This is a genomic window from Suicoccus acidiformans, from assembly GCF_003546865.1.
Lineage (GTDB): Bacteria > Bacillota > Bacilli > Lactobacillales > Aerococcaceae > Suicoccus > Suicoccus acidiformans.
In genome coordinates this window covers 775,625-800,698 of record NZ_CP023434.1, presented here as the reverse complement: position 1 = coordinate 800,698, position 25,074 = coordinate 775,625, and the positions used below count along the sequence as shown (strand labels likewise).

Sequence of the window (25,074 nt, the reverse complement as noted above, 5' to 3'; positions counted from 1 at the left end):
CTTAAGACACCAAGACTTCTAATTTATCTGGACGATAACCACTAAACGGTTCTTGTCCTTCGATGAGGACTACAGGTAAGGCTTTGAAACCTAAGTCCACTACATCTTGGGTACGCTCTGGATCTTCAGTGATATTAATTTCTTGAAAGTCAATATTATGTTTTTCGAAAAACTTCTTCGTGAACATACACTCACCACAGCCTGCTTTACTATATAGTTTTACTTCCATTTTTATGCAATCCTCCTATGTCATAGAACCCAATATGTGGGTGTCAAGTTCAATACATATACTATATATTGATTGAACTTGAAAAGCAAGTCTTGCGTTTTGCTTGAATTCATGGCAAGCAGGTGAAGGCCTTGCTGTGACAAGGCAATCCGCTTAATTATAGCAAAAATATTAATTTTTTATCATCGGGTAACTATTATTTATAGTATAAATTGCCCTTGTTCTATACAATACAAAAATAAACATAAATAATTTACGCCATAATTCGAAAGCTTTTCCTGTAAGAACTTCAAACGCACATAGGACTCTAACTCGGCAAAGACCAATTCGAAGAGGCCCATAGCAGACTCCGGCTCTTGCTTGGCAAAGAGCTTTCGTCTTTGCCTGCTACGATGCGTGTCTTAGTATTCGTGAAACGAATGCTTAGCCATTCAAGTGCGTAGGCGGAGCCGAAGCTTAGAGCCTAATTTAGCGCAAAAGAATAGCCCACTTCACCAGCTAGTAAAGTGGGTTGTTCAATTAATATTTAGTATGTCGCAACTTCTTCTACGTCAGTTTCTGCCTAGGTTGCTTCACCTTCTGCCGCATCATCCGTGGTAATGTATTCCCCGTCTTCACCAATGCCATGAACTTCGAGATTGTTCTCTTGATGTTTAATCAACAAGGGGTCAACGATTTCTAAGCCCATTGCCCGGTAACCGTCGATCATTTCCTCAAGGGCTTCATAGGTCCAAGGCCGGTCATGCATCAGAATATTATTGCCTGGGCGCAAATATTTATTATTTAAGGATACTTCCGCGAGTGCATCCCCATCTAGATATTCGTCCATCCAGTCATAACCAAAGGACCAGGTCATCAGTTGCATACCTAGGTCATTACAAATTTCCAACGTATCCATATTATACAAGCCGAAAGGTGGACGGAACCAGCGTGGCGCTTCACCCGTAATCTCTTCAACCATTTCGCTCGTACGGTTAATTTCTGCGTATTGTTCCTCATAACTTAATTCACGTAAATTCGCATGGGTTTGAGTATGGTTGCCGATTTCAAAGCCCATATCATAAATAGTCTTCGTAATTTCTTGGCCATATTCGTCTTCTAAATACATCCCATTCACTAAGAAGATTGCGTTAACATCTTTCTCCTTCATTAATTCAGCCATTTTAACGGCATAGCTATCTGGGGCAGGAGCATCGTCAAACGTAAACAAGACAACTCTCTCAGAAGAAACATCCGAAAGGGGAAATATTTCTGAAGAAATGTCAGGATCATTATAAATATAGTAGGCATAGCCGCCGTCATCTACTTCCGCATAGGAACTATAATCCGTCCATGCTTGGCGGATACCCCGCTGTGAAACACTACTTTCATCTTGATGCTCAACTGACGAAGCAGAAGAGTCGACTGCACTTTCGACAGTTGCTGGCGCTTCTGCGCTGTCACTCATTTGAGTACTTTGGGTTTGTGTCGTATCTTGTCCTTGGATCGGATTATTCTGACAAGCGACGAGCAGTAGGGTCGTACTGAGTAAAAGGGCTATTTTTTGCATGAAGGCCTCCATTTGTTTTTATTTTGCTTTAGAAATATTCTACCGAATATTCAAGGCAATTACCAGGCCTATACAAGATTCTATTAAAACACCGCAAAAGAAATCTTTTGCGGTGAATTCAAATTATTGTGATGCTTGCAGTGATTCAGCGTAATTTACTTGAGCAGCTTGCAGACTTTCTAGTGAGATTTCATGGCTTTCTACCCAGAACTCTGCCACAATCGCACCGAAAGATTTGAGTTGCTTGGCAACACGTTTGCTCTCAGCCAACGGAACAATAGGGTCCGCTTTACCCATGGAGACAAAGAAACGCTTGCCGGACAAATCGATATGATCTTTCGGTAAATCTTTAGGGTACATCGGTGCAAAAAGATAAGCACCTTTGACTGGTAAGCCGGCTTCGACCATTAAATGATAGGCCATATTCGCACCATTCGAAAAGCCTAGTAAATAGGTTTGATCTAAGGAGAACTGCTCTTGCTCTGCTAATTCGGTGAGGAATGTTCTCAGTCGCTGGCCTCGCTCAGCTAAATCTTTCCAGTCATACTGACCTTCTTTAATCCGTTTAAAAAAGCGCAAAGCCCCGTTCTCATCAACATCTCCTCGCACACCAATGACTTGAGCATCCGGTGCAATTGCTTTAGCAACGGATATGAGATCTGTTTCGTCTCCTCCGGTTCCATGAAAGGCAATAAAAGTCTCAGCGCCAGGCTCTCCGGCTTTTTGAATATAGTGATACATCTTCATCCCCCTAATCTGGTCGTTCAACTTGGAATATTTCCCCCAATGTAGCGTAATCATTGCCTGCAAGTCGTGTGACAGGCTTTAACCTGGCATAATCAACATAACCTGTCGCTTCATCATAAACTTCTTGTGATAAATGAACGCGCTGTATCTGCAATAAGAACACATCCGCAGTCGCTTGCTCAGCCGCATGAATCGTTTGATGGGTAAGGTAGCGTGCTTCATAGACGATTGGGGCTTCCTTTAAATAAGGAACTTGAATGGTCTGAGACGTAACCGGCTTGAATGCCGTCCTGGAAAGTTCACTCTCCCCATAGGGCAGACTTGCAGCAGTCTGATTAGCATCAGATACCGTGGCTTCATTGACAATATGAACACTAGCTTCGCCTTGTTCCAATAAATTTCGGGCGGTATCTTTATGGGTGCCATCTTCCTTGCGCTGAATCGCCAAGCTAATAACCGGGGGGTGGAAGGAAGCAATATTGAAATAGCTGAATGGACCCAGGTTAAAATCACCTGCAGTTGACTGCGTGCCAACGAGTGCTATCGGACGATTAATGGCACCGATAAGGAGCTTTTTCATCGCTTTCTGGCTTAATTCACTCGTATTATAAGAAATCATCCGTAAACTCCTTCAATTCAATTACCGGTAGGTCTGCTTCAAAGGCCGCGCGCTGTGCTTCATATTGGACCGGTAATTTCAAGTTTTGGCCCAGCTCTTCGATCGACTCATCAATGGTAAAGCCGGGTGTATCGGTCGCCACTTCAAATAATATACGACCTGCTTCTCTGAAGTAGAAGGCTTTAAAGTACTTGCGGTCACGAATATCTGTCACCTCTTGCCCTTGTTGGGCGAAATATCGATGGGCGGCTAAATGAGCGACATCGTCAGGTACGGACCAAGCAATATGGTGAACAGTCCCTACTGTAATGCGGCCTAACGGATGCACTGTCTTGGAAATTTCAATAAGATGCGCCTCTTCACCTACGGTTTGGAGTAAGTAGCTTCCCTCTGTTTCTTGAAGGAGTTCTAGTCCAAAGTCTTTATGTAGTAAGGTAAAGGTATCTTGGGGTTGGACGGAATGTAAGACTGTCCCTGCAAAACCTAATAAAGCATTGGATTCAGCTTCTTCTTCTACCTCAATGAAGGCTAAGGCTAAATTATCCGGATCATCGAAGAAAATAGCTTTTTGCCCTAACATGGTATCCATCGACCAGTTAATGCCGTGTTTATTTAGACGCTCTTGCCAGTAAGATAAGCTACCTTGAGGAATTCGAAAGGCGATCCGACCTACTTGCCCGCCACCTCGCTCACCCGATCGGGCAGTTGGATAAGGGAAGAAGGTTAATATAAAGCCAGGTCTAGCTGCCTCATCGCCATAGTAAAAGTGATAGACAGATGAACTATCGAAATTCACTGTTTGCTTAACTAAACGCATTCCTAAGACACCCCGATAGAAATCTAAATTAATTTGGGGATCCCTAACAATCGCTGTAATATGGTGAATTCTAGGTGTTGCCTGCATAAAGCTTCCTCCTATTTATTTCGATTGACGTGTGTCAAACGGCTTAATTTGTGCTTCAATATACTCACGATGGGGCTCTAGAAATGGCGGTAAAGATAGGGATTCACCTAAGGTTTCATAAGGTTCATCACCCATAAAGCCAGGACCATCAGTAGAAAGCTCTAGAAGAATGTGACCAATTCTGGTATAGAGTGCTTCGAAGAAATAACGATCTACATGACCGGAATGTCCCATTCCTAACTTATCATAGCGATCGCGCCAAAAATCTAAACTCTCAGAATCCGCAACTCTATAAGATACATGATGCACTTGACCGTAGCCTTCGTAAGCAATCGGGGTAGCTGTATCTTTTATAAGAATCATTTGACCACCATGGCCCCCTTCGCCTATTTCAAGCAAGGTCATATCTTCGGACTCTTGAACAATTTCCATGCGGTAAATTTCTTGCATCAAGGTCTTAAACTCATCGAAATAACTCACTTTAATTTCAATCGGTCCAAGTCCGTAAATCGCATATTCAAGTGGAACAGGGCCATTCTTCCATGGTGTACCAGCCGGAACACCAACGTTCTTCTCATCAGAGTAGAGGCGATATTTCTGGCCATCTTCTTCTTCGAAATCGAAGACTTGATGGCCGTTATATTCATAAATCTCTCCATGGTCTACATTAAAGTCAGACAGCCGCTTTAAATAATAAGCTAAAGCTTCATCATTGGGTACCCTTAAGCCAATACGGTGAATCATATTCGTTCCATCTCGCCCAGCTTCTTGTCCCGGAAAGGCAAAGAATGTTAAATCTGTTCCTGGGGACCCCACGTCGTCGGCAAAGAAGGTGTGATAAGTATGAATATCATCTTGATTAACGGTCTTCTTAACTAAACGCATCCCTAAAACCTGTGTGATAAATTGATAATTGCGTTCTGCATCATTCGTCATAGCTGTGACATGGTGTATTCCTAATAAATTATGCATTTTATTCCTCCTAAATTATCTCGAATTCGAACTAATTGTCTAAAGAAAAGGCCAACTCAGTGGGTTGGCACTTTTGCACTGATTTTCTTCAATGATGTTCGAAGGTTACTCAGTTCTTCCTCATTTAAGCTGTCAAAACAAGCTTCTATAGCAATAGCATGGCTCGGAAATATTTCATCAATCAAAGTATATCCTTCATGACTCAAGCTGACGAGCGTAATACGGCGATCCTCTTCGCTTTGATGGCGATAGACCAAACCTTTCGCGCAAAGCTTATCAATCACATACGTTGTTGAGCTACTAGCCACTAGAATCTTCTCTTTGATTTTCTGAACGGGCGACGACCCTTTGTGATAAAGAAGCTCTAACACCCCGAATTCATTAATATTCAGGCCATAGCGCTTCACATCTTCCGCTACGTGTTTTTCCAATAAGTCTGCAGTCCTTCGAATCCCAATAAAAGCTTTTAAAGCTTCTTCATTGCGATTCATAATCATGACCTCATTTCCAAAGCATATATTTCATTTTCGAACTAATTATATTTTACCCTATTGGCTATCATTTGTAAACTCTTTTGCTTGAAAACCTGCATTATCTGGAATATCAAAGCTTGCAAGCAGGTCCCCTACAGCAGCTTGGCCTACTTGATGCAGTTTAAAATCTTGAATCCACTCCATTGAGGTTATCGCACAAATAATGGTTCGCTCTTTCAGCAGGGCATCGAGGGCTGCTAAGTCCACCTCAGCTAATAAGTCACCAGCTTCCACGCTTTGCCCTTCTTCAATAAATAAGGTGAACGGGCTTCCTTCCTCAATTGTCAAGGTATTAATGCCCATATGAATTAACAGCTCGACTCGTTCTGTCACCTGAATCGAGAAGGCATGTTTCATCTTAAAGATGGTCGAAATCTTCCCATCAACTGGTGCATAAATCTTTCCATTTGAAGGTTCCACCCCGAACCCTTCCCCTAATAATTTATCAGAAAATGAAAAATCATTGACGTCTGTTATCGGGAGCACCTCACCCGCCACAAGGTTATAGATATTTACATTCATTTCGAGCTCCTCCAATCTACTTATTTTGTTTCATTATACGCAATTCATAGATAAAAATATACGAAAACACCTCAAGACTTATCAAAATTTTATATTGTGAAAGTGAAATAAAGTAGATTACCCCGAAAATTAAACGTATATCTTAAATATCAAAAACCGACCACATTGGTGTAGTCGGTTGGATATTTACTCGCTAAGCAACTTCCATGCGCCGAGAGAGGTATTTGGAAAAGCGTGATAAGGCATAGCAAACGATAAAGTACATACCCGCTAAGGCGACAAACATAGGAATAACATAGTTCGTATTCTGCCCGTAAATAATCTTAGCATTATGCATCAGTTCTGGCAATGAGATGATTGTCGCAAGCGATGTATCCTTAATCAAAGCAATTAGCTGACTAACAATTGAAGGTAATGTTTGCCGCGTTGCTTGAGGTAGTAGGATATAGCGCATAATTTGATTGCGGGACAACCCTGTGGATAGGCCTGCTTCGGTTTGTCCTTTAGGTAGAGCGATGAGCCCTCCGCGAATAATCTCAGAAATCATGCATGATTCAAAGACCGTCATCGCAATGACAGCTGACCAGAAGATGTCAAATTGGATACCTAGCTGCGGCAAGGCGAAATAGGTAAAGAAGATAATCAGCAAGAGAGGTAAATTTCGAATCGTATCTACCACAAGGCCTACAATGCGTGAGACGCCAGGGATTTCATAGTAACGAATAATACCTAGAATAAAACCAAAAAAGATACTCAAAATAATGGTCAATAAGGCAACTAAGAGCGTTGTCTCTAGGCCTGACAATAAGAATCGAATATTAATCCAAGAGAATGCATTTGTAAAGTCCATTAAGCAGTCCTCCTTCTAATAAGCTTGCGCTAAACGTTTCTCAACGTACTGCATTAACCAGGTCAAAGGCACTGTAATCAGTAAGTAGAAAACCCCAACGACAACATAGGTTGACAAGGTCATAAATGTCTCCGAAGCAATTAAATCTCCGTAGTACATTAAGTCCATCCCGGCAACCATCGCCAGCGTCGAAGAGTTCTTTACTAAATTAATAAATTGATTGCCAAGTGGCGGAATAACAACACGAATCGCTTGCGGAAGAATAATATACCGCATCACTTGGCTTGCGCTCATACCTTGAGAAATGCCCGCTTCGTACTGACCTCTGTCAATACTTAAAATTCCCGCACGTACATTATCGGCGATAAAAGATGATGTATACAAGGTTAAGCCAATGACCCCTGCTTGGAAGCCAGAGACGGGCACACCCATCATCGGCACTGCTACGTAGAAGAACATCGTAATCACTAAGAGAGGGATATTGCGAAAGAATTCAACATAGGCCGTGGCTAAAGCTGATACGAGACGGTTCTGACTGATTTGAAGCATCCCCATCAAAATCCCAATCATCAAACTGAAAAATAGTGCAAGAACACTAGCAATCAGCGTATTTTTGAAGCCTTCTAAGAGCATCGGTGAATAGTTCTGAATAATCGTTAACATCTTATACCTCCTCGTCCACTAAGCCGCCAAACCATTTATCATAAATTTGATCGTACACGCCATTGGCTCGAATCGTTGCTAGCGCTTCGTTCACTTCTTGCAGAAAAGCTTCTTGACCTTTATCAATGGCAATTCCGTATGGTTCTTCCGTGAAATTCTCACCAGCTAAGGTAAAGTTAGGATTCTGTTCAACCATCCCTAGCAAGATAGCATTGTCCGTTGTCAAGGCATCCCCTTGGCCTGACTGCAAGGCTACGAAGCCTTCGGAGTAGTTCTCCATCTCCAATACAGAAACTTGCGGGGCTAAATCGCGAATATTCTGGGCAGAGGAAGAGCCTTTAATCGCAATAATGGTATGGTCAGTCGTAAGTGAGTCGATTCCTTGAATATCAGAACCTTTCTTAACGAGCAGAGATTGCCCAGCATCGAAATAAACGTCGGAAAAGCTAACGACTTCAGCACGTTCCGGCGTAATAGTCATTGTTGCGATAATCGCATCAATATTCCCGTTTTTAAGCAAAGGAATCCGTGTTTTGGACGTTACTTCTACAAGCTCTGCTTCCCCTTGCCCATCCGTCATCTCAGCCGTTAAAGCCTTGGCAATATCCACGTCAAAGCCTTGAATTTCTTGATCTTGAATGTTATAAAGTCCGAAGAGATTGGTATCCGTCTTCACACCCCATACGATTTTAGGGTTATCAGAAGCATCGATTCGCTCAGATATATCTTTAGTTCCCACCACTTGTCCACAGCCTGTCAGCATAAAGAGCGCTAGCAGGAAGATACTAATAATTTTCATATATTTCTTCAACAAGACCCCTCCTAACGATCGATAACTTGGTCGAGGAACTGAATGGCCCGTGGATCCTGTGGATTCAAGAAGAATTCCTCACTTGGTCGGTCTTCGATAATCTCACCCTTCGCCATAAAAATCGTCCGGTCACTTGCCTCACGAGCAAAGCCCATCTCATGGGTTACGATGACCATCGTTAAGTCTGGCTGATTGGTACCAAGCCGCTCAATAACCGCGAGCACATCCCCAATGGTTTCCGGGTCCAAGGCACTCGTCGGCTCATCAAAAAGCATCACCGAAGGTCGCATGGCTAAGGCACGTGCAATCGCAACCCGTTGCTTTTGACCCCCCGAAATTTGTGAAGGATACTTGTCCTTATGCTCTAACATACTAACATTGTTCAAGCGACGCTCTGCATCCTCAATCGCTTCGGCTTCATTCATCCCTAAGACTTTCATCGGCGCAAGTGTAATGTTCTCTAAAACCGTTTTATGTGGATAGAGTTCGAAATGTTGAAATACCATCCCGATATTCTGACGCACTTGTCGCATATCCACTTTCGGGTCGGCAATATTAATATCATTAACAAATAAAGCACCGTCACTAATCGCTTCTAGCCCATTGATACAGCGAGTTAACGTACTTTTCCCTGAACCAGAAGGACCAATTAGTGTGACCACTTCCCCTTTGCCTATTTCTAAATTAATATTCTTGAGTGCTTGAAAATCTCCATAATATTTATTTACATTTTGAAATTTAATCATCTGAATACCTCTTCTAAAATATTTTTGTATATAAAATGATACAACATTAGAAAGAATTAAGCAAACTCTTTATTGTATTCTAATATAGCTGATTTATATAGGCATCGTCGGAACAAGGCAAAGGTAATTAGTGGATTCTTATGTGCATTGAAGCACTCTAATTTTTGATGTTGTATTCTTTGTGGCATATATCTGCCAAGTAAATATGACCTTATTCCGTGGGAGTTCCGTCCGACAGAAGAAATATTGCCGAAAGTTCCGTGGGAGACCGGTCCGACAGAAGAAATTCAGCACAATATTCCGTGGACACTATCCTCCACGGAATTTTCCCCCGAAAATCATTCCGTGAGAACCGTCCCCCACGGAATGCAGTTACAATTATAACCGACTCGCCTGATGATTTCATGATCCTGCAGATTAACTCGTGTAAATCATACGAACTAACTAAACCTCAAGCCGCCAACGCCTTAGAATGCTCTGAGACATAGACGGTTTGGGCAAAATGCTTAAGGAATGAATTCTTCTATTTGCCTAGAAGTAACGGATTCAGTAGTCAGACTCATTAAATAGCGATAGGCTTGCTGCCAGTAGAATTTATACAGACTTGTGAAGTTATTCTGACTTCGCTTGTGCCACGGTTTATTGCGCACAGCCTTACCGCAGAAGTGAATTATGACTGTATGAGCCATCACCCAGTCCATATCCTTCACCCCGTCACTCAGTAATTCATATAAACGAACATTGCGTGAATCGAAATTATAAATATCATCTGGTATTTCTAATATCTCCGTTGGATATAGGGCGTTTAGAACATCTTGGTCCGGTAAGATTAAGAGTGGCGCAAAACTTTCGATATAAGCGAAAATATCCGCCCGGCTCACTTCTTGGCGAATACGCTTGAGATTCATAATTAAGACTCCTGAGTTAAAGTAACGCTTCAAATCGCTTGCTTGTAAGCGAACCCGGTTAAAGGGTGCCTTAATGTCCACTAACGTACTCATACTGCAGCCAGCATACAGATAATCACTCACATCAATCGCTTCCATTTGACAAATATCATTAATAATTAGGGTATCTGCATCTAAGTAATGAATCCGCTCTAAGCTCTCTGGCAGATAATCTTGGGCAAGCAGACGGTAGTAAATACTCTCCGGATAGCGGTCAGTTATAGGTGCATCCTTAAAATCAGCGTCTTTAATCGAAACGGGAATATACTGGCCGCCAAGCGCAGTAATAAATTGCTCAATCTCCTCATTTTGGCTTAAGGTGCCTTTTTGGAGGACGTAAATGTTGAAATCCTCCCTTGAACTATTAGTAAACAAAGAATACACCGACGTGTAGAATTGACGGATGTATCCTTCATCAATTGAATATAGTATATCCATGGGTATCCTCTTTCTATTCTGTCAAAAACAATGCGATTATAACCATATTCTTTGAACTTAATTTGAATTCTCAGGTTCTATCGCTGTATTCATCTTCACTCCAAATAGAGGTGAATACTGCAATTGAATCGCCCCATAATCCGCCGTACAAGCATAAGGAATCCCTTGTGCCTCCAACTTGGCCAAAACCTCCGGATGAGGGTGCCCGTAGCGATTGCCTTCTCCGGCAGAAATGTAAGCGAAATGGGGCTGGAGCCACGCTAAATATTCCTCACTCGTACTTGTATGACTACCGTGGTGGCCAAGTTTAAGAAAATCAGTCGTTAAATTTGGGTATTGGGCTTGTAAGCGATTTTCGCCGGCTTGGGATAAATCACCTGTAGCCAGTAGCTGATAAGGTCCAATGTGGATGCGTTGAATAATGGAACTATTATTGCTGGCATCATCACCCATTAATAATTCCGGCGCATCCAGTATAAGCAATTCTATCACATTTCCCTGTCCAAGACCCACATAACCTGGAGGCAGCTGCACAATTTGTGTCTGACTTAAATAGGGTAACATTTCCTGCCAAATTGCTTGCTCAGCGGTAAAGTCATTAATGTAAATACGGTCAATCCTGACTTCCTCGGCTAAGCTAGGTAAATTGCCGATATGATCAATATCTGGATGCGTTAAGATAACACCTGTCAAGCGATGGACACCCAAGGCTTTAAGGGCTGGAATTAAGGTATATCTTGCGAAATTCGCATCATAACTCGTCTCCGCTTCCCCAAACCAATTCCCTCGCCCGCCCGTATCAATGAGCCACTGCTCCCGACTAAAGGCTGGTTGCACCAACATCGCATCCCCTTGATCTACGTCAATTATAGTCACCGTTGTCCGTGGATCTAACAAAGGCATTACCCCAAGGCAGAAAAGATACACCAAGCCAAGATGCAAATAAGGTAACTCCTCACGTCGACTCAAGCGATATAAAGCGTAGCAAGCTGCCGCCAGTAAAAGAAGCAACACCAAATCAGAAATACGTCCCGTAATGAAATTAGTTCGCGCAAAGAAAGCCCACTCCCCTAAGCCAGTCCAAATTCGTGTGACCCCATCCGACAAAATGGCCCACATTGGCTCCAGCCCTTGAGGCAATAACAGTAGACCAATACTAGTCAGAAGCATTACTGGCATGACGAGTTGATTGAAAAGCCCGGTGACAAGACTCACCGATATAAATTGTTGGACATTCCATTCATGATTTACCCGCATAAAGATGGGCCAGGTAAACAGTAAGCACAAGAGCTGAAAGCGGAAACTCTCCTTCCATGCTGAAGCTCCTTCTGATAACTCTTTGGGCTTTTGGTAATACAACTGGATCACCATTGTTAGGCCGAAACTCAAGAGGAAGCTTAATTGACTCGCATAGGCAGGTTTCAAGAAAAGCAAACCGAGACCAACCAAGGCCGTCGTATCCATTCGGCTGAGAGGGAGGTTCTCCTTTTGGATCCATCGCAAAGACCACTTCACAGCCAAGGAGCGAATGACCCCCACTGGATAACGTAGGAGAAAGCAGTAGCAAGCTAAAAGCACTTCAACCACTAAATTCGTCGTCTCTATAGTCACGCCACATCTTAAAAAGATATAACGAATTTTCTGCCTGAGAAAATGAATATGAAAGCCTGATAAAGCGAACAAATGTAAGACACCATAATCACTGAGACCGTTGCGAAATTGCCGGTAAGCTTGCGAATCTAAGTTGAGAAGGAGCTTATTATGCAAAGCCACCCAAGCATAGGTTTCATAGCGAATAAAAGGAGAAAGGAAGCGTCGTCGGCCTTGAGCTAAATAGCCCGACAGGCTGGTGTCCATTTGAGCAAAGCTTACTGTTGAGACTTCTAGTTCCCAAGCAATATCCCGTCCTTTGAAGTATAAGCGTTCATCAAAGGTAAAGAAATTCTCCGCTTGATCCGGCTTCATCAATACACCCTCTACCTGCCAGTAGGCAGCTTGCTTTCTAAGGTCTTGAATGAAGGCATCGGATTGTTCTTCTTTCGATAGATTAAAAGCTATTTGCTCCCCGATTAAGGGACTCACTTGGCCTGTCGCATTGACTACGTGCCCTTCCCCACGCAATTGGAAATCCGTCTCACGAACAGCTAGCGGATCTAGGGCAAGTATGAGCGTTGTTTCTACCCCTGCAAGCGGCAGACTGGCTTGTTCTTGGTAGGCTTGACTCACCTGGCCAAATCGACCCCATAATAAGCCTAGCACACAACAAGCCAATAACATTGTCTCTTTGGGCAGGAAGCTTAGCCGCACAAGCAAGAAGATAAATAACACCAGCACCCAGCCCCGAGCCCCTTGGGCAAGATTTAAGCCAAGGACTGCTAACCAAAGAAGCCAAAACCAATCAAATTGCACCGCTTCTAAATACCGTCTCATCATGGCTCCACCTGAATCAATTCGGCCAATTGGGCGAAGGTCTTCTCCCCAATACCACTCACCAGCATTATGTCTTCAATTTGTCCGAAAGAGCCATGTTCTTGCCGGTACTGAATAATAGCGTCTGCTTTCTTAGGTCCAATACCTGGTAAGGTCATCAATTGCTCCTTATCGGCAGCATTTATATTTACCCGATGTGAGTCACCCACCGTCTCAGCTTCCCTTGATTGAAAAACGTCTATCACCGGGGTCATGGCCATCAGCTCTTCACTGCCAACTTCACTCGTTTCAGCTAAGACAGCCCATTCACTTTCAGTATAAATATAAATCATCATCTGATCTTCTAATTTCTGCGCCAAATTTACCTGACTTACCGCGGCCTCATCAAGAAAGCCGCCCGCAGCTTCAATCACATCAAATAAACGACTACCAGCTTCTAACGCATAAACTTGTGGATTAACAACTGCTCCCTTCAAATCAACATAAATCATTCCCCCGTCTTCTGGCTCACTTGCATTTAGCGCACTGTCGACAACCTCCTCACCCACTTCTTGACTGCTTTCCACCGACTCAACCAAAGGCACAAAATCCGCTTCAGCCTGCTGACTCCCCTGGTTATAAGCCAACCAGACTAAGACTAAACCCACAACCAACAACACTTGGAAACAATACGTACTTAACAACGATTTAATTTCTTTCATAATTATCCCTCCAATATAATATACGCAAATAGAGGGCGATTTCCATCTGGTCAGTTTTAAACCTTTAAATTAAAAAAAGACCACCAGAGCACTATGATATGCTCCAGTGGACAATTTGCTTTATTTCCGCTCTTTCATTCGTGCTTTAATCGCCTTTTCAACGTTACTTGGGACCATCTTTGAAATATCACCGTCAAAGTAGGCGATTTCTTTAATAAGACTTGAACTTAAGTAATGGTACTCACTTTTCGTATACAAGACGACCGTTTCCAAATTGGCACTTTGCGTTTGGTTGGCCGTTGCGATACTAAATTCATACTCGAAATCTGTGGCATTACGAACCCCGCGAATCATCGCGGTTGCCCCCTTCTCCTCAAAGTAATGGGCCACTAAGCCATCCGTTAGTGTATCGACGACGACATTCCCAAAATCAGCCACCGCTTCTTGAACTAACGCTATCCGCTCTTGAGGGGTGAATAAAGCTTGCTTCGACGTATTAATCGCAATCAAGACAATCACTTCATCAAATAAGCGACTACTGCGTTCAATTAAATCTAAATGGCCATTGGTTAAGGGATCAAAACTCCCAGCAAAAACTCCGATTCTTTTCTGCTTCATGCGTGTACTCCTCTTTGATACAGGCAAACATGTGTCTGTCCGTAGCGCCTTTCTTTATATTTCTCAAAAGCCCCGAGCTTATCAGGTAAATGAGTTGTTGCATCCACTTCGCAAATAATGGCACAATCGGAACTTAATAAAGATGCTGCTTCCAACCATGCTATATCTTCGGCAACCTGTTGGTCCTTATAAGGTGGATCGAGGAAGACCCAGTCAAAGACTAAGGTTGGTTCCCGCTCGGCAAGTTGTTTAAGGCTTGTCCGGTTTGACCCTTTCAATACCGTAAAGCGTTCTTCTGCTTGCGTCATGGCAACATTCGTTCGAATTGTTTGAATTGCTTGACCATTACGCTCTGTTATTACCGCTCGTTGACAACCTCGCGAGACAGCTTCAATCCCTAAAGCTCCACTTCCACCATAAAAATCCAAGCAGATGCCTGAAAGCCTATTCTGGCCTATGAGATTAAACATACTTTCTTTGATTTTATCCGTTGTTGGCCGGGTCCCTTTCCCTGGCACTGCTTTCAAGGGGCGACTGCCAAATTCTCCGCTAATTACACGCATCTTATTGGCCACGCTCCTTTGTCTGGGCTTGAATTTCTCGGGCAATTTGGCTAAAGAAGGCACTCTCGCCTTCTTCGTCTTCTGGCGTGACGTCCTTCATTGGTCCTGGCCCTACACTTGGGAAGGTCATGTCAATATCATCCCGGTATGAGCGTTCAATTTTATCGATAAAAGAATAGTACGTTAATTGCTGGATTGTCTCTTCGGCTAATTCCTGATCAACGTATAAGACAGCATATTTCATCTTTTTGCTCGCGTAGTGAATATAGCCATATTTACGAAGATTATTAATATACTTAAATGACTTCATCCAAATAATTAAGCCTTCTCTTTTAACCATTTCCATGGGTCATCCCTCCATTCTTACTTGGATATACCAGCTTTAAATCAGGTTTCACTGCCTTAGCATACTGATCTTGGGCCCAAATCGCTTGAATCAAGCCCATCATTAACAAGCTCGTCACCATACTCGAACCGCCCATACTAATAAATGGCAAGGTGACCCCGGTCAGAGGTATTAGGCCTAAGGCTCCGCCTACGTTGACGAAACTTTGCACGAGTAGCATGCTCGCTAAGCCAACCAAAACTAAACGATCTTGCCGATATCGTACTTGACTTGACAAATAGTATATGCGGCATATCAATAAGAATAATATGCCTAACACAAGAAATACCCCAACAAAACCTAATTCTTCAGCAATATTGGCAATAATATAGTCTGTATTAATCGCCGGCAAGTTATTATCGCGCTTCATCATTCCTTGCCCTAATCCTACACCAAGCCATCCCCCACGGCTAAAGGCTACAAAGCCATTAATGATTTGATAGCCATATTCATCTGGCGAATAGAAGGGATTCCCAAAAGCAGCAATTCGGTCAAGGATATAATGCATCCCATGTAAGCTTTCCGGAATTAAATGCGCAACAGATCGAACAAGTGCCATGGCTATAAAGACCGCACTTAAGATTAGTGCCATTTGCCGCCACGTTGCTCGGTCAATAAGGAACATAACAATAGCCACAGCCAGAATGATAATGACCATCCCCCAGTCTGGCTGGGCAGCAATTATTGCAATGGCAGCAATCAACATACAAACTAGCACGGTCAGCTTTCGGTTCGTATCTTGGTCTTTCGATAGATTCACTTCCCGATGCTGATAAGTTAAAATCCACGCAAAGCTGATTACAAATACAATTTTGAAAAATTCACTTGGCTGCAAAGAAAAGGAAAAGATTGGCAACCAACTTGTCGAACCACCACTAGTTATTCCTATAAGCAAAGTCAATATAAGCAAAACAAAGAGAAAACCATTGGCAAGCAGGACTAAATTGATTTCACGATATACAGCCTTAGGCAAGATAAAAGCGATTAGAGCCAGGCCACTGCCTAAGAAGACTGCCAGGCCTTGTTTAATCAACTCACCCATCGGATCCGAAGACATTCCACTCTCACCATTTACAATATACATGCTGGAGCTGAAGACCATTATTAGGCCAACAGCAACCAATATTAAGACAAGAATTAAACTAAAGATATCTATATATTTAAAATAACCTTTCGTTTCGGCAAATAAACCACCCGAAAACTTAGATTGTTTACGATAAGCGACGTTCGCTTCCGCATCTTTCTCTTTCATGCGTCGCCTCCTTATTTCTTTGCTGGGGATTATTATATCATACTTAATAGGTTAATTCTCAGAATGGGCTAGTATGGCTAATTAATACTGCTCTTCCTACAAAACTATCAAAGCATTTCAAGTTTGAAGCGCCAATTCGCCTACTATGAATATTGTGCTAGGCCATAGCCAAGTGCATGAGCCAATTTGACGCTAGCCTATTCACAGAGTATAAGAAAGTGGACGACCCGTCATCTATACATTGCATAGTTCCGTGGGCAAAGAGTCCGACGGAATAAAATTATGCAAAAATCCGTGGGAAACTGGTCCCACGGAATGAGTCCTACCCAGCAGATTCATACCACCATCTAAAAAAGGTTCTAAAATAAATACGGTTGATGGAAATTTCTCGACCGTTTTTAAGTGCAAAAAACGCAGATGTTCTTTAATATTAAAGTTGACCCAATAATAAAGGAGAACATCTACGTATGAATCATTTTATCGAAAAAACCTTCCAATTAAAAGACAAAAACATTGAAATCGATATGGATTATTGTGAAGAGATAGAATTCAAAGGGCGAACATCGCTCTTTTATCGAGGAACATTGGCATATAAACCGGAGGCTTGTCCTCATTGTGGCATTGCCAATAATGATTATGTCATTGTCAGTAATGGAAAACGCTCCTCTCGTCTGACATTAACAGCCAAATCAGGCTTACCTGCTTACTTAATCCTAGCTAAGCAACGCTTTTTATGCAAAGCCTGTGGGCGGTCATTTACAGCGAAGACATCCATCGTTAATCCTGACTGCTATATTACGAATCAAGTCAAACAACAGATTATGGACCGCGCCACAAGAGTCACTTGTGAAACAGATATCGCCAAAGATACTTTTGTATCACCAAATACAGTCCGACGGGTGATTCATGAAACCGCTCGAGCTATTCGAATACGGTCCACTGAACAGTTGCCTAAGCATCTATCCTTTGATGAATTTAAAAGCGTTAAGTCGGTTAAAGCAGCGATGAGCTTCATCTGTTGTGATACACTGTCACATAAAATCGTAGATGTGGTCGAAGACAGAAAAACACACTCACTCAGTGCTTATTTCTCAAGGTTTAGTCGCCAAGCACGTTACCAAGTTCAAACCATTACGATAGATATGTACGAACCATACATGCACCTGGCAAAGCGATGGTTTCCAAATGCAAAGATTATTCTTGATCCGTTCCATTTAATTCAAGCCTTAAATCGCGAATTAGATCGGACACGAATTCGTTACATGAACGAGGTTCGTTATAAAGATTCAAGACTCTATAATAAACTTAAGCGTTATTGGAAATTAATACTCAAACCAAAAAGCGACTTAATGTCTACTGAATACCATCGCTTCCCACTGTTTGATTGGTTAACCAATACTCGTAGCATTGTGGACTATCTCATTCAGCACGACGACGTCTTGAAGGATACCTATCAAATGGTGCATCAATTGGGCGATGCCTTAAGGGATAGGAACTGGCAACGATATCAAGAGATTTTGGCACAAAGCCGGTCCATGACACTTTCAAAAGGCTTAAGGCGTGTATTAAGGACGTTCAGAAAGTATGGGGAATATATCCACAACACACTCACACATGCAGGCCTTAGTAATGGTCCTATCGAAGGGATTAATAATAAGATTAAACTACTCAAACGCAATGGTTATGGTTACAGAAACTTCAGTCATTTTAGAGACAGAATATTACTCATGTGCCGACTTTATGAACCTAAGAACAAAGAAAAAGATCAAGCAACAAATTTAGTCGCTTGACCTTAAATTTACTCATCAACCCTATTTGACAAAGAGCCCTAAAAAAACCGACTAGCCTCAGCTAGCCGGTCTAATATACAAACATACATCCTTAGGGAGTTACTTAAGCATTCAAGCGTTCAGCAACAACATCCCAGTTTACAACTTTCCAGAATTCACTTACGTAATCTGCACGAACATTACGGTAGTTCAAGTAGTATGCATGTTCCCAAACGTCAATTCCTAACAATGGTTTCTTACCATCAGTAATTGGGTTGTCTTGGTTAGGTGTTCCAACAACTTCAAGTGTACCGTCGTTATCAACAAGCCATGCCCAACCTGAACCAAATTGGCCAGTCGCAGCTGATTCGAATTCTTCTTTAAACTTCTCTACAGAACCGAAGTCTTGCTCGATTTTCTCTTTTAATTCAGCTGGAATTTCATTGTTATCGGAAGGAGCTTGCATTTCTTCCCAGAATAACGTGTGGTTTAAGTGACCGCCACCATTGTTACGGACAGCTGTACGGATGTTTTCGGGAACATCTGCTAAGTTAGCTACAACGTCTTCGATGGCTTTATCTGCCCACTCGGTTCCTTCAACTGCTTTATTCAAGTTTGTTACATACGTGTTGTGATGTTTACCGTGATGGATTTCCATCGTTTCTTTGTCAATCACTGGCTCCAAAGCATCAAATGCATAAGGTAAATCTGGTAGTGTAAAAGTCATTTCAATTTCCTCCTCTTATTTCATACTTCTAGTTTAGCATGAAACAAGATGAAAGCGTACTACAATGCTCAAAGAAACTGTTTATTTTTTGTCTTTCTTAGCTGCCTTCTCCCGGGCGTTCTTATCAAGGATTTTCTTACGTAAACGAATGCTCTGTGGTGTTACTTCACAGTACTCATCATCATCCATGAATTCAATGGACTCTTCCAGTGTCATCTTGCGTGGTTGTTTAATGACGGACGTTTGATCTTTCGTTGCGGAACGTACGTTGGTTAAGGCTTTCGCCCGGGTGATGTTGACCGTTAAGTCGTTCTCACGGTTATGTTCGCCGACTATCATACCGCCATAAACTTCCGTCCCCGGTTCTACGAAAATCGTACCCCGATCTTCTAAGTTCATAATACTATAAGTGGTTGTTTGGCCAGCCTCTTGGGCAACTAGAGCACCGTTACGACGACGTCCAATATTTCCGTCAATTAATGGACGATACTCATCAAAGCTGTGGTTCATAATACCATAGCCGTGGGTTAAAGACATAAATTCGGTTGAAAAACCAATTAAACCACGGGCAGGCACTGAGAAAATCATGCGGACTTGACCAGTTCCTGGATTGATCATATCAGCAATCTCTGCCTTACGCATGCCGAGTGCTTCGATAATCGCTCCCATATATTCTTCAGGCGTGTCAATTTGCACCCGTTCAAAAGGCTCCATTTGTACGCCGTCGACTTCCTTAATAATAACTTGTGGACGGGATACTTGAAATTCATAACCTTCCCGGCGCATATTCTCAATAAGAATAGATAAGTGCAACTCACCCCGACCCGATACCGTAAAGGCGTCTGGTGAATCTGTAGGCTCGACTTTTAAAGAGACATCCGTATGTAGTTCAGACTCTAAGCGGTCTTGTAAGTTACGCGAAGTAACATAGTCTCCTTCTCGCCCAGCAAAAGGTGAATTATTCGTCAAGAACGTCATTTGTAAGGTCGGCTCGTCGATATGCAAGGCAGGCATCGCTTCAGGATTTTCCGGGTCGGTGATCGTCTCACTGACAAAGATATCTTCCATTCCTGCCAAAGCAATCAAATCACCCGCTTTGGCTTCTTGGATTTCAACCCGGTCTAAACCGAAGAATCCGAACATTTTGGTAACTCGGAAGTTCTTCTGACTGCCGTCGTTTTTGATTAAGGTTACTTGATCACCGACATGGATTTGGCCACTGAAGATACGCCCAATACCAATTCGCCCCACATATTCATTGTAATCTAAGAGGGAGACTTGGAACTTCAATGGTTCATCGAAATTCGCCTCAGGTGCAGGCACATGTTCCAATACTGCATCAAAGATAGCATCCATATTCGGCTCTTGATCGGCCAATTGGTCACTAGCACTAGACGTACCATTTATGGCTGAAGCATAAACAACGGGGAAGTCGATTTGATCGTCATCTGCCCCCAGTTCAATAAATAAATCTAGGACTTCATCCACAACTTCTTGAGGTCGAGCAGATGGTTTGTCGATTTTATTCACCACAACAACTGGGGTTAAGCCTTCTTCTAATGCTTTCATCAAGACGAAACGTGTCTGTGGCATAGTCCCTTCATAAGCGTCCACAACAAGGACGACGCCGTCAACCATCTTTAAGATACGCTCCACTTCGCCACCGAAGTCCGCGTGTCCTGGTGTATCCATAATGTTAATGTGCGTACCTTTGTATTTCACGGCCGTATTCTTAGCAAGGATGGTTATGCCCCGCTCCCGCTCCAAATCATTGTTGTCCATCACACGGTCATCTAATTGAGTGTGGCTGTCTAATGTGTCGGATTGCTTGAGTAGTTCATTGACGAGGGTCGTCTTTCCGTGGTCAACGTGAGCGATAATCGCAATATTTCTTAAGTCCTTGCGTTGTGTCATAACATTCTCCTTTTGTGTGTAAATAACTAAACTTCGAGTAATTTAAGGGCCTCAGCATGAATATGTTTAGGGGCGAAAATTACCGGCGATTTCTCCATAATGTTCAAAGGCTCATTGGTAAATGTAGTTACTTCAAAGCCTAAGGCCTTGCACAAGGCATAGCCAGCGCCAAAATCCCATGGATTTAACCCGGAAGACGCATATAAACATACTTCACCGCGTAAAACAGCAATAATTTCTAAAGCCGCAGCTCCGTATGAGCGTGTTCCTAAAGCTAAATGATGGATAGCTTGTAAATTATACCGATTTTCAACGTAATTGCCAACATTTCCGACAACTAAACTTGAAGAAATACTATCAACTTGGATTGGTGTCAGCGGTTTATTATTCAGAAATACACCCTCTGAGACAATACCTGAATATAAATCGTGATTCATAACGTCATAAATATAACCAGCAACGGGGACGCCGTCTTCAAAAATCCCAACCATAATCCCAAAATGGTTCTTTTCCTTCACATAATTCAAGGTGCCATCAATTGGATCGATTAACCAAGTAATCCCTTTGGTAGAGGTAACCGGCGTATCTGAGATTCCTTCTTCACCAATAATTTGATGATCGGGGTAATAGGTTGTAATCTTCTCAACAAAATAAGTCTCAGCCCATCGATCCATTTCAGTGACCAAGTCAGCTGCGCCTTGCTTTTCCTGAATTTCTACCTTCTGGTTCAATGACTCACGTAATCTCTCCGCCACTTCTTCCATCCACAATTTAATGCGAAAATCTAATTGATAATCCATCTATTTGCCTCCTTGTGATACATGTAGTCGCTTAACATGCGTTTGGTCTTTAGAATCTTGCCAGGCTTTATACACATGATAAATTGAGTAGCCACTAGACGCTTCAAAGGCACGTCCAATTTGCTTTTCCTGGCTTTTGCTAGGTACAATTTCCTTGAAACGACGATACCGTTGGGCAAATTCATCCGGTGCAATCCCAGATTCATAGGCTGCTTCAACAGCATTATATAAGGCAATGACATCCAGCAATTCTTCCCTTGACCAATCGGCCTCCATCGGGTAAGTATATTGTCCCATTCTTAGACCTCCTCCAGCATTTACTTCACGTGTTGCTTCATCGTTTGGTTGAAATCCGCTTGCATTTGTGACACATTCATGGTGTCATTTACCACAAGGAATGTGTAAAAGTACGGTGCGTCCTCGATTAGGAGCTTAACCATGTCCTCGGCTTGGGTTACGAGAGCGTCTGTCATAAAGCCAGCTTTAATCCCTGCTTTAACCATTGTATTCAAAGTATGGGTATCATTTGTGAAAGTAACCTTATGCAATGGTAGGCCCACTTCTTGTGCCCAGGCTTCAAATATCCGGTAATGTGTATAGCCTTTACCTAAACTGATGAGAGGCAATTCCTTGATTTGTTTCAGGGAAACCGAATGCTCTTTGGCAAGTGGATGTTGCTTGGATACATAGATTCCCGCTTCAAACCTATCCAAGGCATAAGTCTCTAACCATTTCTGAGGCATTACATCTGATTCACTGCCAATAATAGCAATAGAGACTTGTTGCTTCTCCAGCATCTCTAACATTTGGTCCGAGCTTTCTTCTTCGATAAAACTCATATGCTCTGTATAGTCTTGAATAAAGGGCAGCAGCTCAGGCAAATAGTAACTACCGATGGTTGGCGAATAACCAAAATTAATTGTCTGATTCTGATTGTCCTGAATCTCACGTTCAGTTAATTCAAGCAATTCAGTAATCTGTTGAGCCCGGCGCAACAGTATCTCTCCGGCACCTGTCAACTGAATGTTCTGAACTGAACGCTGTCTTTCGATAAGGGTCGCACCAAAATTCTCTTCCAAACGCTTCAAAGCAATGGAAATGGACGGCTGTGATACATAGAATGCTTCAGCAGTCTTGGTGAAGCTTAAGCTTTTGGAAAGGTGGATAAAATAATGTAGATCTCTTATATTCATAGTAGCTCCTTACATTTCATAGTCATTGAAAGGCCAAAAGGTGTGCTTTGGCAAGTAAAGCCATTCCTGTTCATTATAGCATATTTCCTTGAAGAATAGCTCATTCTCAAAGTCTTTTGATAACGTATATAATGTAAGTATAGCGAAAGAACCGATAGCTCACAAGAACTTTTAAATAATTGCGAAAAGGCGAAAAGTTGCCGGCTTAGCTTAGTTTGCGTAATGAAATTGCCTCCAATTAAATAAAGCATATGCAGGAATCCTGCACATGCTTTGAGATTATTTATGCTTATTTCATACGACTGACCCGCATAAGGTTCAAGACGCGTTCGATTTCTAATTGGGCCCGTTGATAAGACACCGTATCATGGCGGTCAAGCGCCTGACTTGCTGCGACTTCAGCTTGTTGGCGTTCGATTTCAACGACACCGGCATCGATGTCGCGGGCGCGAATTGCGTAGGTTGCCACAACGACGCAATGATTATTCTGAAACGATAGATTACCACCATTGATAGCAATAAAATCGAACTGCTCATGGTTAGGCCGTCGTCTTACTTGAATAACGCCGATGTCCAAGACGGTCATCAAGGGGATATGGTTCGGCATAATTGTCAAGCCATTGTCTGCTGATTTGGCTGTGATGGCGTATGCTTGATGCGAGTAGATTGCTCCTTCCGGTGAGAGAATATCAATTCTCATTAAGGTTTCTGTTTCTTCAGCCATCTTATTCACCTAAGGCTTTCTCAACATCGAAGCCGAGTTGTGTGGCTTTAGCAAGCATTGCATCGATATTACCAACATTCCGGAAGGCTTCTTCAGGAAACGCGTCATACTTCCCTTCAAGAATACCTTCGAAGCCATCCAACGTTTCTTCAATTCTTACAAAAGAACCAGGAATGCCCGTGAAGGCTTCAGCTACATGGAAATTCTGCGAGAGGAAGAGCTGAATACGTCGCGCGCGTCTAACCACACTTTGTTCTTCCTCGCTCAACTCGTTCACACCTAATATCGCAATAATGTCTTGTAGTTCATTGTATTTCTGCAAGGTTGCTTGAACTTGACGGGCTATTCTATAATGCCGGTCGCCAACGATATCAGCCGATAAGGCGATTGAAGAAGATTCGAGTGGATTGACGGCAGGGTAAATCCCTTGCTCAGCAATCTTGCGGTCAAGATTGGTTGTTGCATCGAGATGGGTAAAGGTCGTTGCAGGTGCTGGGTCTGTATAGTCATCAGCTGGCACATATACAGCTTGAATAGACGTAATCGACCCATCTACCGTTGACGCGATGCGTTCTTGCATTTGACCCATTTCACTGGCCAAGGTTGGCTGATAACCTACTGCTGATGGCATCCGCCCGAGCATGGCAGACACCTCTGAACCCGCTTGGGTATAGCGATAAATATTGTCAATAAAGAGTAATACATCTTGCTTTGCTTTATCACGGAAGTATTCAGCCATCGTCAGTCCAGTTAATACGACCCGCATCCGCGCACCGGGAGGTTCATTCATTTGTCCGAAGACCATGGCCGTATTCTTATCAACGCCACTTTCACGCATTTCATGAACCAAATCGTTCCCTTCCCGGGTCCGTTCACCGACTCCGGTAAAGACGGACAAGCCGCCGATTTGTTCCGTAATGTTGTGAATCAGTTCTTGGATGAGCACCGTTTTACCGACACCGGCACCACCAAAGAGTCCTATTTTGCCCCCTTTGAGATAAGGTGCGAGCAAGTCGATGACTTTTATACCAGTTTCTAAGATTTCATAATCATTGGTTAAATGGGCATAGGCTGGAGCTTGACGGTAAATACTAGCCCGGCGCTGCGTTTCAACTTCGCCCAATTCATCAATGGGTTGGCCAAGCACATTGAAAACTCTACCTAAAGTTTCTTGCCCAACCGGGACGGTAATAGGCTTGCCTGTATCGATAACGACCATGCCCCTGGAGAGCCCTTCGGTCGCTTGCATGGCTATCGTTCGTACGTTACCTTCCCCAATGTCTAGGGCAACTTCTAGAACGATTTGAGTCTGCTCTGCTAGGTCGATGTTATCCAGGTCCTCATCCTGCACTTCTGGCAATACGATAAGCGCGTGATGATTATCTGGGATACCCACATCGAGTGGGAAATACACATCTACGACCGGTCCAATCACTTGTTCAATATGTCCAATTCTCATATATTCCCC

27 protein-coding genes are annotated in these 25,074 nt (G+C 42.8%); 1 reads left to right on the top strand and 26 read right to left on the bottom strand.

Translation table 11 applies throughout. The annotated features are described in order from the left end of the window. Position 1: 1 nt before the first annotated feature. From nrdH to CL176_RS03800, 19 genes are all read right to left on the bottom strand, one after another. Positions 2–229 (bottom strand): glutaredoxin-like protein NrdH, encoded by a 228-nt coding sequence (gene nrdH / locus CL176_RS03890; protein ID WP_118990153.1) that lies wholly within the window; start codon positions 227–229, stop codon positions 2–4. Positions 230–791: 562 nt separating this feature from the next. After that, positions 792–1,778, bottom strand: coding sequence for a polysaccharide deacetylase family protein (locus CL176_RS03885; RefSeq protein WP_240430583.1), 987 nt, complete (start codon positions 1,776–1,778; stop codon positions 792–794). Positions 1,779–1,901: 123 nt separating this feature from the next. Continuing rightward, entirely contained in the window at positions 1,902–2,519 is a 618-nt protein-coding gene (locus tag CL176_RS03880) for an alpha/beta hydrolase (protein ID WP_118990152.1), read from the bottom strand. Positions 2,520–2,529: 10 nt separating this feature from the next. After that, positions 2,530–3,144, bottom strand: coding sequence for a flavin reductase family protein (locus CL176_RS03875; protein ID WP_118990151.1), 615 nt, complete (start codon positions 3,142–3,144; stop codon positions 2,530–2,532). Then, the gene (locus tag CL176_RS03870; RefSeq protein ID WP_118990150.1) at positions 3,131–4,048 is read right to left on the bottom strand and encodes a VOC family protein; all 918 of its coding nucleotides are present in this window, start codon (positions 4,046–4,048) and stop codon (positions 3,131–3,133) included. Before CL176_RS03870 ends, CL176_RS03875 begins: the two co-directional genes overlap by 14 nt. 15 nt (positions 4,049–4,063) lie before the next feature. After that, a complete protein-coding gene (locus tag CL176_RS03865) occupies positions 4,064–5,020 on the bottom strand; it encodes a VOC family protein (protein WP_118990149.1) in 957 nt (318 codons plus the stop codon). A gap of 56 nt (positions 5,021–5,076) precedes the next feature. After that, positions 5,077–5,511, bottom strand: coding sequence for a MarR family winged helix-turn-helix transcriptional regulator (locus CL176_RS03860; RefSeq protein WP_118990148.1), 435 nt, complete (start codon positions 5,509–5,511; stop codon positions 5,077–5,079). Between the two features lie 57 nt (positions 5,512–5,568). After that, positions 5,569–6,075: a PTS sugar transporter subunit IIA gene (locus CL176_RS03855; RefSeq protein WP_118990147.1), complete on the bottom strand. Its 507-nt coding sequence runs from the start codon at positions 6,073–6,075 to the stop codon at positions 5,569–5,571. A 193-nt stretch (positions 6,076–6,268) separates the two neighbouring features. Next, the gene (locus CL176_RS03850) at positions 6,269–6,925 is read right to left on the bottom strand and encodes an amino acid ABC transporter permease (protein WP_118990146.1); all 657 of its coding nucleotides are present in this window, start codon (positions 6,923–6,925) and stop codon (positions 6,269–6,271) included. 15 nt (positions 6,926–6,940) lie between these two features. After that, the gene (locus tag CL176_RS03845) at positions 6,941–7,588 is read right to left on the bottom strand and encodes an amino acid ABC transporter permease (protein ID WP_118990145.1); all 648 of its coding nucleotides are present in this window, start codon (positions 7,586–7,588) and stop codon (positions 6,941–6,943) included. A gap of 1 nt (position 7,589) precedes the next feature. Then, complete coding sequence (locus CL176_RS03840; protein WP_118991562.1) at positions 7,590–8,387, bottom strand: transporter substrate-binding domain-containing protein; 798 nt, start codon at positions 8,385–8,387, stop codon at positions 7,590–7,592. A gap of 23 nt (positions 8,388–8,410) precedes the next feature. Continuing rightward, positions 8,411–9,151, bottom strand: a complete 741-nt coding sequence (locus CL176_RS03835) for an amino acid ABC transporter ATP-binding protein (RefSeq protein ID WP_276102252.1) — start codon at positions 9,149–9,151, stop codon at positions 8,411–8,413. A gap of 500 nt (positions 9,152–9,651) precedes the next feature. Continuing rightward, a complete protein-coding gene (locus CL176_RS03830) occupies positions 9,652–10,530 on the bottom strand; it encodes a glycosyltransferase family 8 protein (protein ID WP_118990143.1) in 879 nt (292 codons plus the stop codon). Between the two features lie 57 nt (positions 10,531–10,587). Next, positions 10,588–12,960: a ComEC/Rec2 family competence protein gene (locus tag CL176_RS03825; protein ID WP_162890812.1), complete on the bottom strand. Its 2,373-nt coding sequence runs from the start codon at positions 12,958–12,960 to the stop codon at positions 10,588–10,590. After that, the gene (locus tag CL176_RS03820) at positions 12,960–13,661 is read right to left on the bottom strand and encodes a helix-hairpin-helix domain-containing protein (protein WP_118990141.1); all 702 of its coding nucleotides are present in this window, start codon (positions 13,659–13,661) and stop codon (positions 12,960–12,962) included. Before CL176_RS03820 ends, CL176_RS03825 begins: the two co-directional genes overlap by 1 nt. A 120-nt stretch (positions 13,662–13,781) precedes the next feature. Continuing rightward, positions 13,782–14,279 carry a pantetheine-phosphate adenylyltransferase gene (gene coaD, locus CL176_RS03815; RefSeq protein ID WP_118990140.1) on the bottom strand — a complete coding sequence of 166 codons (498 nt, stop codon included), beginning with the start codon at positions 14,277–14,279 and terminating at the stop codon, positions 13,782–13,784. Continuing rightward, positions 14,276–14,842 carry a 16S rRNA (guanine(966)-N(2))-methyltransferase RsmD gene (gene rsmD / locus CL176_RS03810; RefSeq protein WP_118990139.1) on the bottom strand — a complete coding sequence of 189 codons (567 nt, stop codon included), beginning with the start codon at positions 14,840–14,842 and terminating at the stop codon, positions 14,276–14,278. Before rsmD ends, coaD begins: the two co-directional genes overlap by 4 nt. 1 nt (position 14,843) lies before the next feature. Beyond that, positions 14,844–15,188, bottom strand: coding sequence for a YlbG family protein (locus tag CL176_RS03805; protein WP_118990138.1), 345 nt, complete (start codon positions 15,186–15,188; stop codon positions 14,844–14,846). Next, a complete protein-coding gene (locus CL176_RS03800) occupies positions 15,175–16,479 on the bottom strand; it encodes an FtsW/RodA/SpoVE family cell cycle protein (protein ID WP_118990137.1) in 1,305 nt (434 codons plus the stop codon). Before CL176_RS03800 ends, CL176_RS03805 begins: the two co-directional genes overlap by 14 nt. A gap of 467 nt (positions 16,480–16,946) precedes the next feature. On the opposite strand from CL176_RS03800, the gene CL176_RS03795 reads away from it, so the two are divergent. After that, positions 16,947–18,269, top strand: a complete 1,323-nt coding sequence (locus tag CL176_RS03795) for an ISL3 family transposase (RefSeq protein WP_118989665.1) — start codon at positions 16,947–16,949, stop codon at positions 18,267–18,269. 103 nt (positions 18,270–18,372) lie between these two features. On the opposite strand, the gene CL176_RS03790 is transcribed toward CL176_RS03795, so the two are convergent. From CL176_RS03790 to atpD, 7 genes are all read right to left on the bottom strand, one after another. Next, complete coding sequence (locus CL176_RS03790; RefSeq protein ID WP_118990136.1) at positions 18,373–18,975, bottom strand: superoxide dismutase; 603 nt, start codon at positions 18,973–18,975, stop codon at positions 18,373–18,375. An 81-nt stretch (positions 18,976–19,056) separates the two neighbouring features. Further along, entirely contained in the window at positions 19,057–20,889 is a 1,833-nt protein-coding gene (gene typA / locus CL176_RS03785) for a translational GTPase TypA (RefSeq protein ID WP_118990135.1), read from the bottom strand. 26 nt (positions 20,890–20,915) lie between these two features. After that, positions 20,916–21,689, bottom strand: coding sequence for an inositol monophosphatase family protein (locus tag CL176_RS03780; protein ID WP_118990134.1), 774 nt, complete (start codon positions 21,687–21,689; stop codon positions 20,916–20,918). Continuing rightward, complete coding sequence (locus CL176_RS03775; protein ID WP_118990133.1) at positions 21,690–21,986, bottom strand: UPF0223 family protein; 297 nt, start codon at positions 21,984–21,986, stop codon at positions 21,690–21,692. A gap of 20 nt (positions 21,987–22,006) precedes the next feature. Next, on the bottom strand, positions 22,007–22,882 hold the full coding sequence (locus CL176_RS03770; RefSeq protein WP_118990132.1) for a LysR family transcriptional regulator: 876 nt from the start codon (positions 22,880–22,882) through the stop codon (positions 22,007–22,009). 289 nt (positions 22,883–23,171) lie between these two features. Continuing rightward, a complete protein-coding gene (gene atpC / locus CL176_RS03765) occupies positions 23,172–23,606 on the bottom strand; it encodes an ATP synthase F1 subunit epsilon (RefSeq protein ID WP_118990131.1) in 435 nt (144 codons plus the stop codon). A 1-nt stretch (position 23,607) separates the two neighbouring features. Beyond that, on the bottom strand, positions 23,608–25,065 hold the full coding sequence (atpD, locus tag CL176_RS03760; RefSeq protein ID WP_118990130.1) for a F0F1 ATP synthase subunit beta: 1,458 nt from the start codon (positions 25,063–25,065) through the stop codon (positions 23,608–23,610). Positions 25,066–25,074 lie beyond the last annotated feature (9 nt).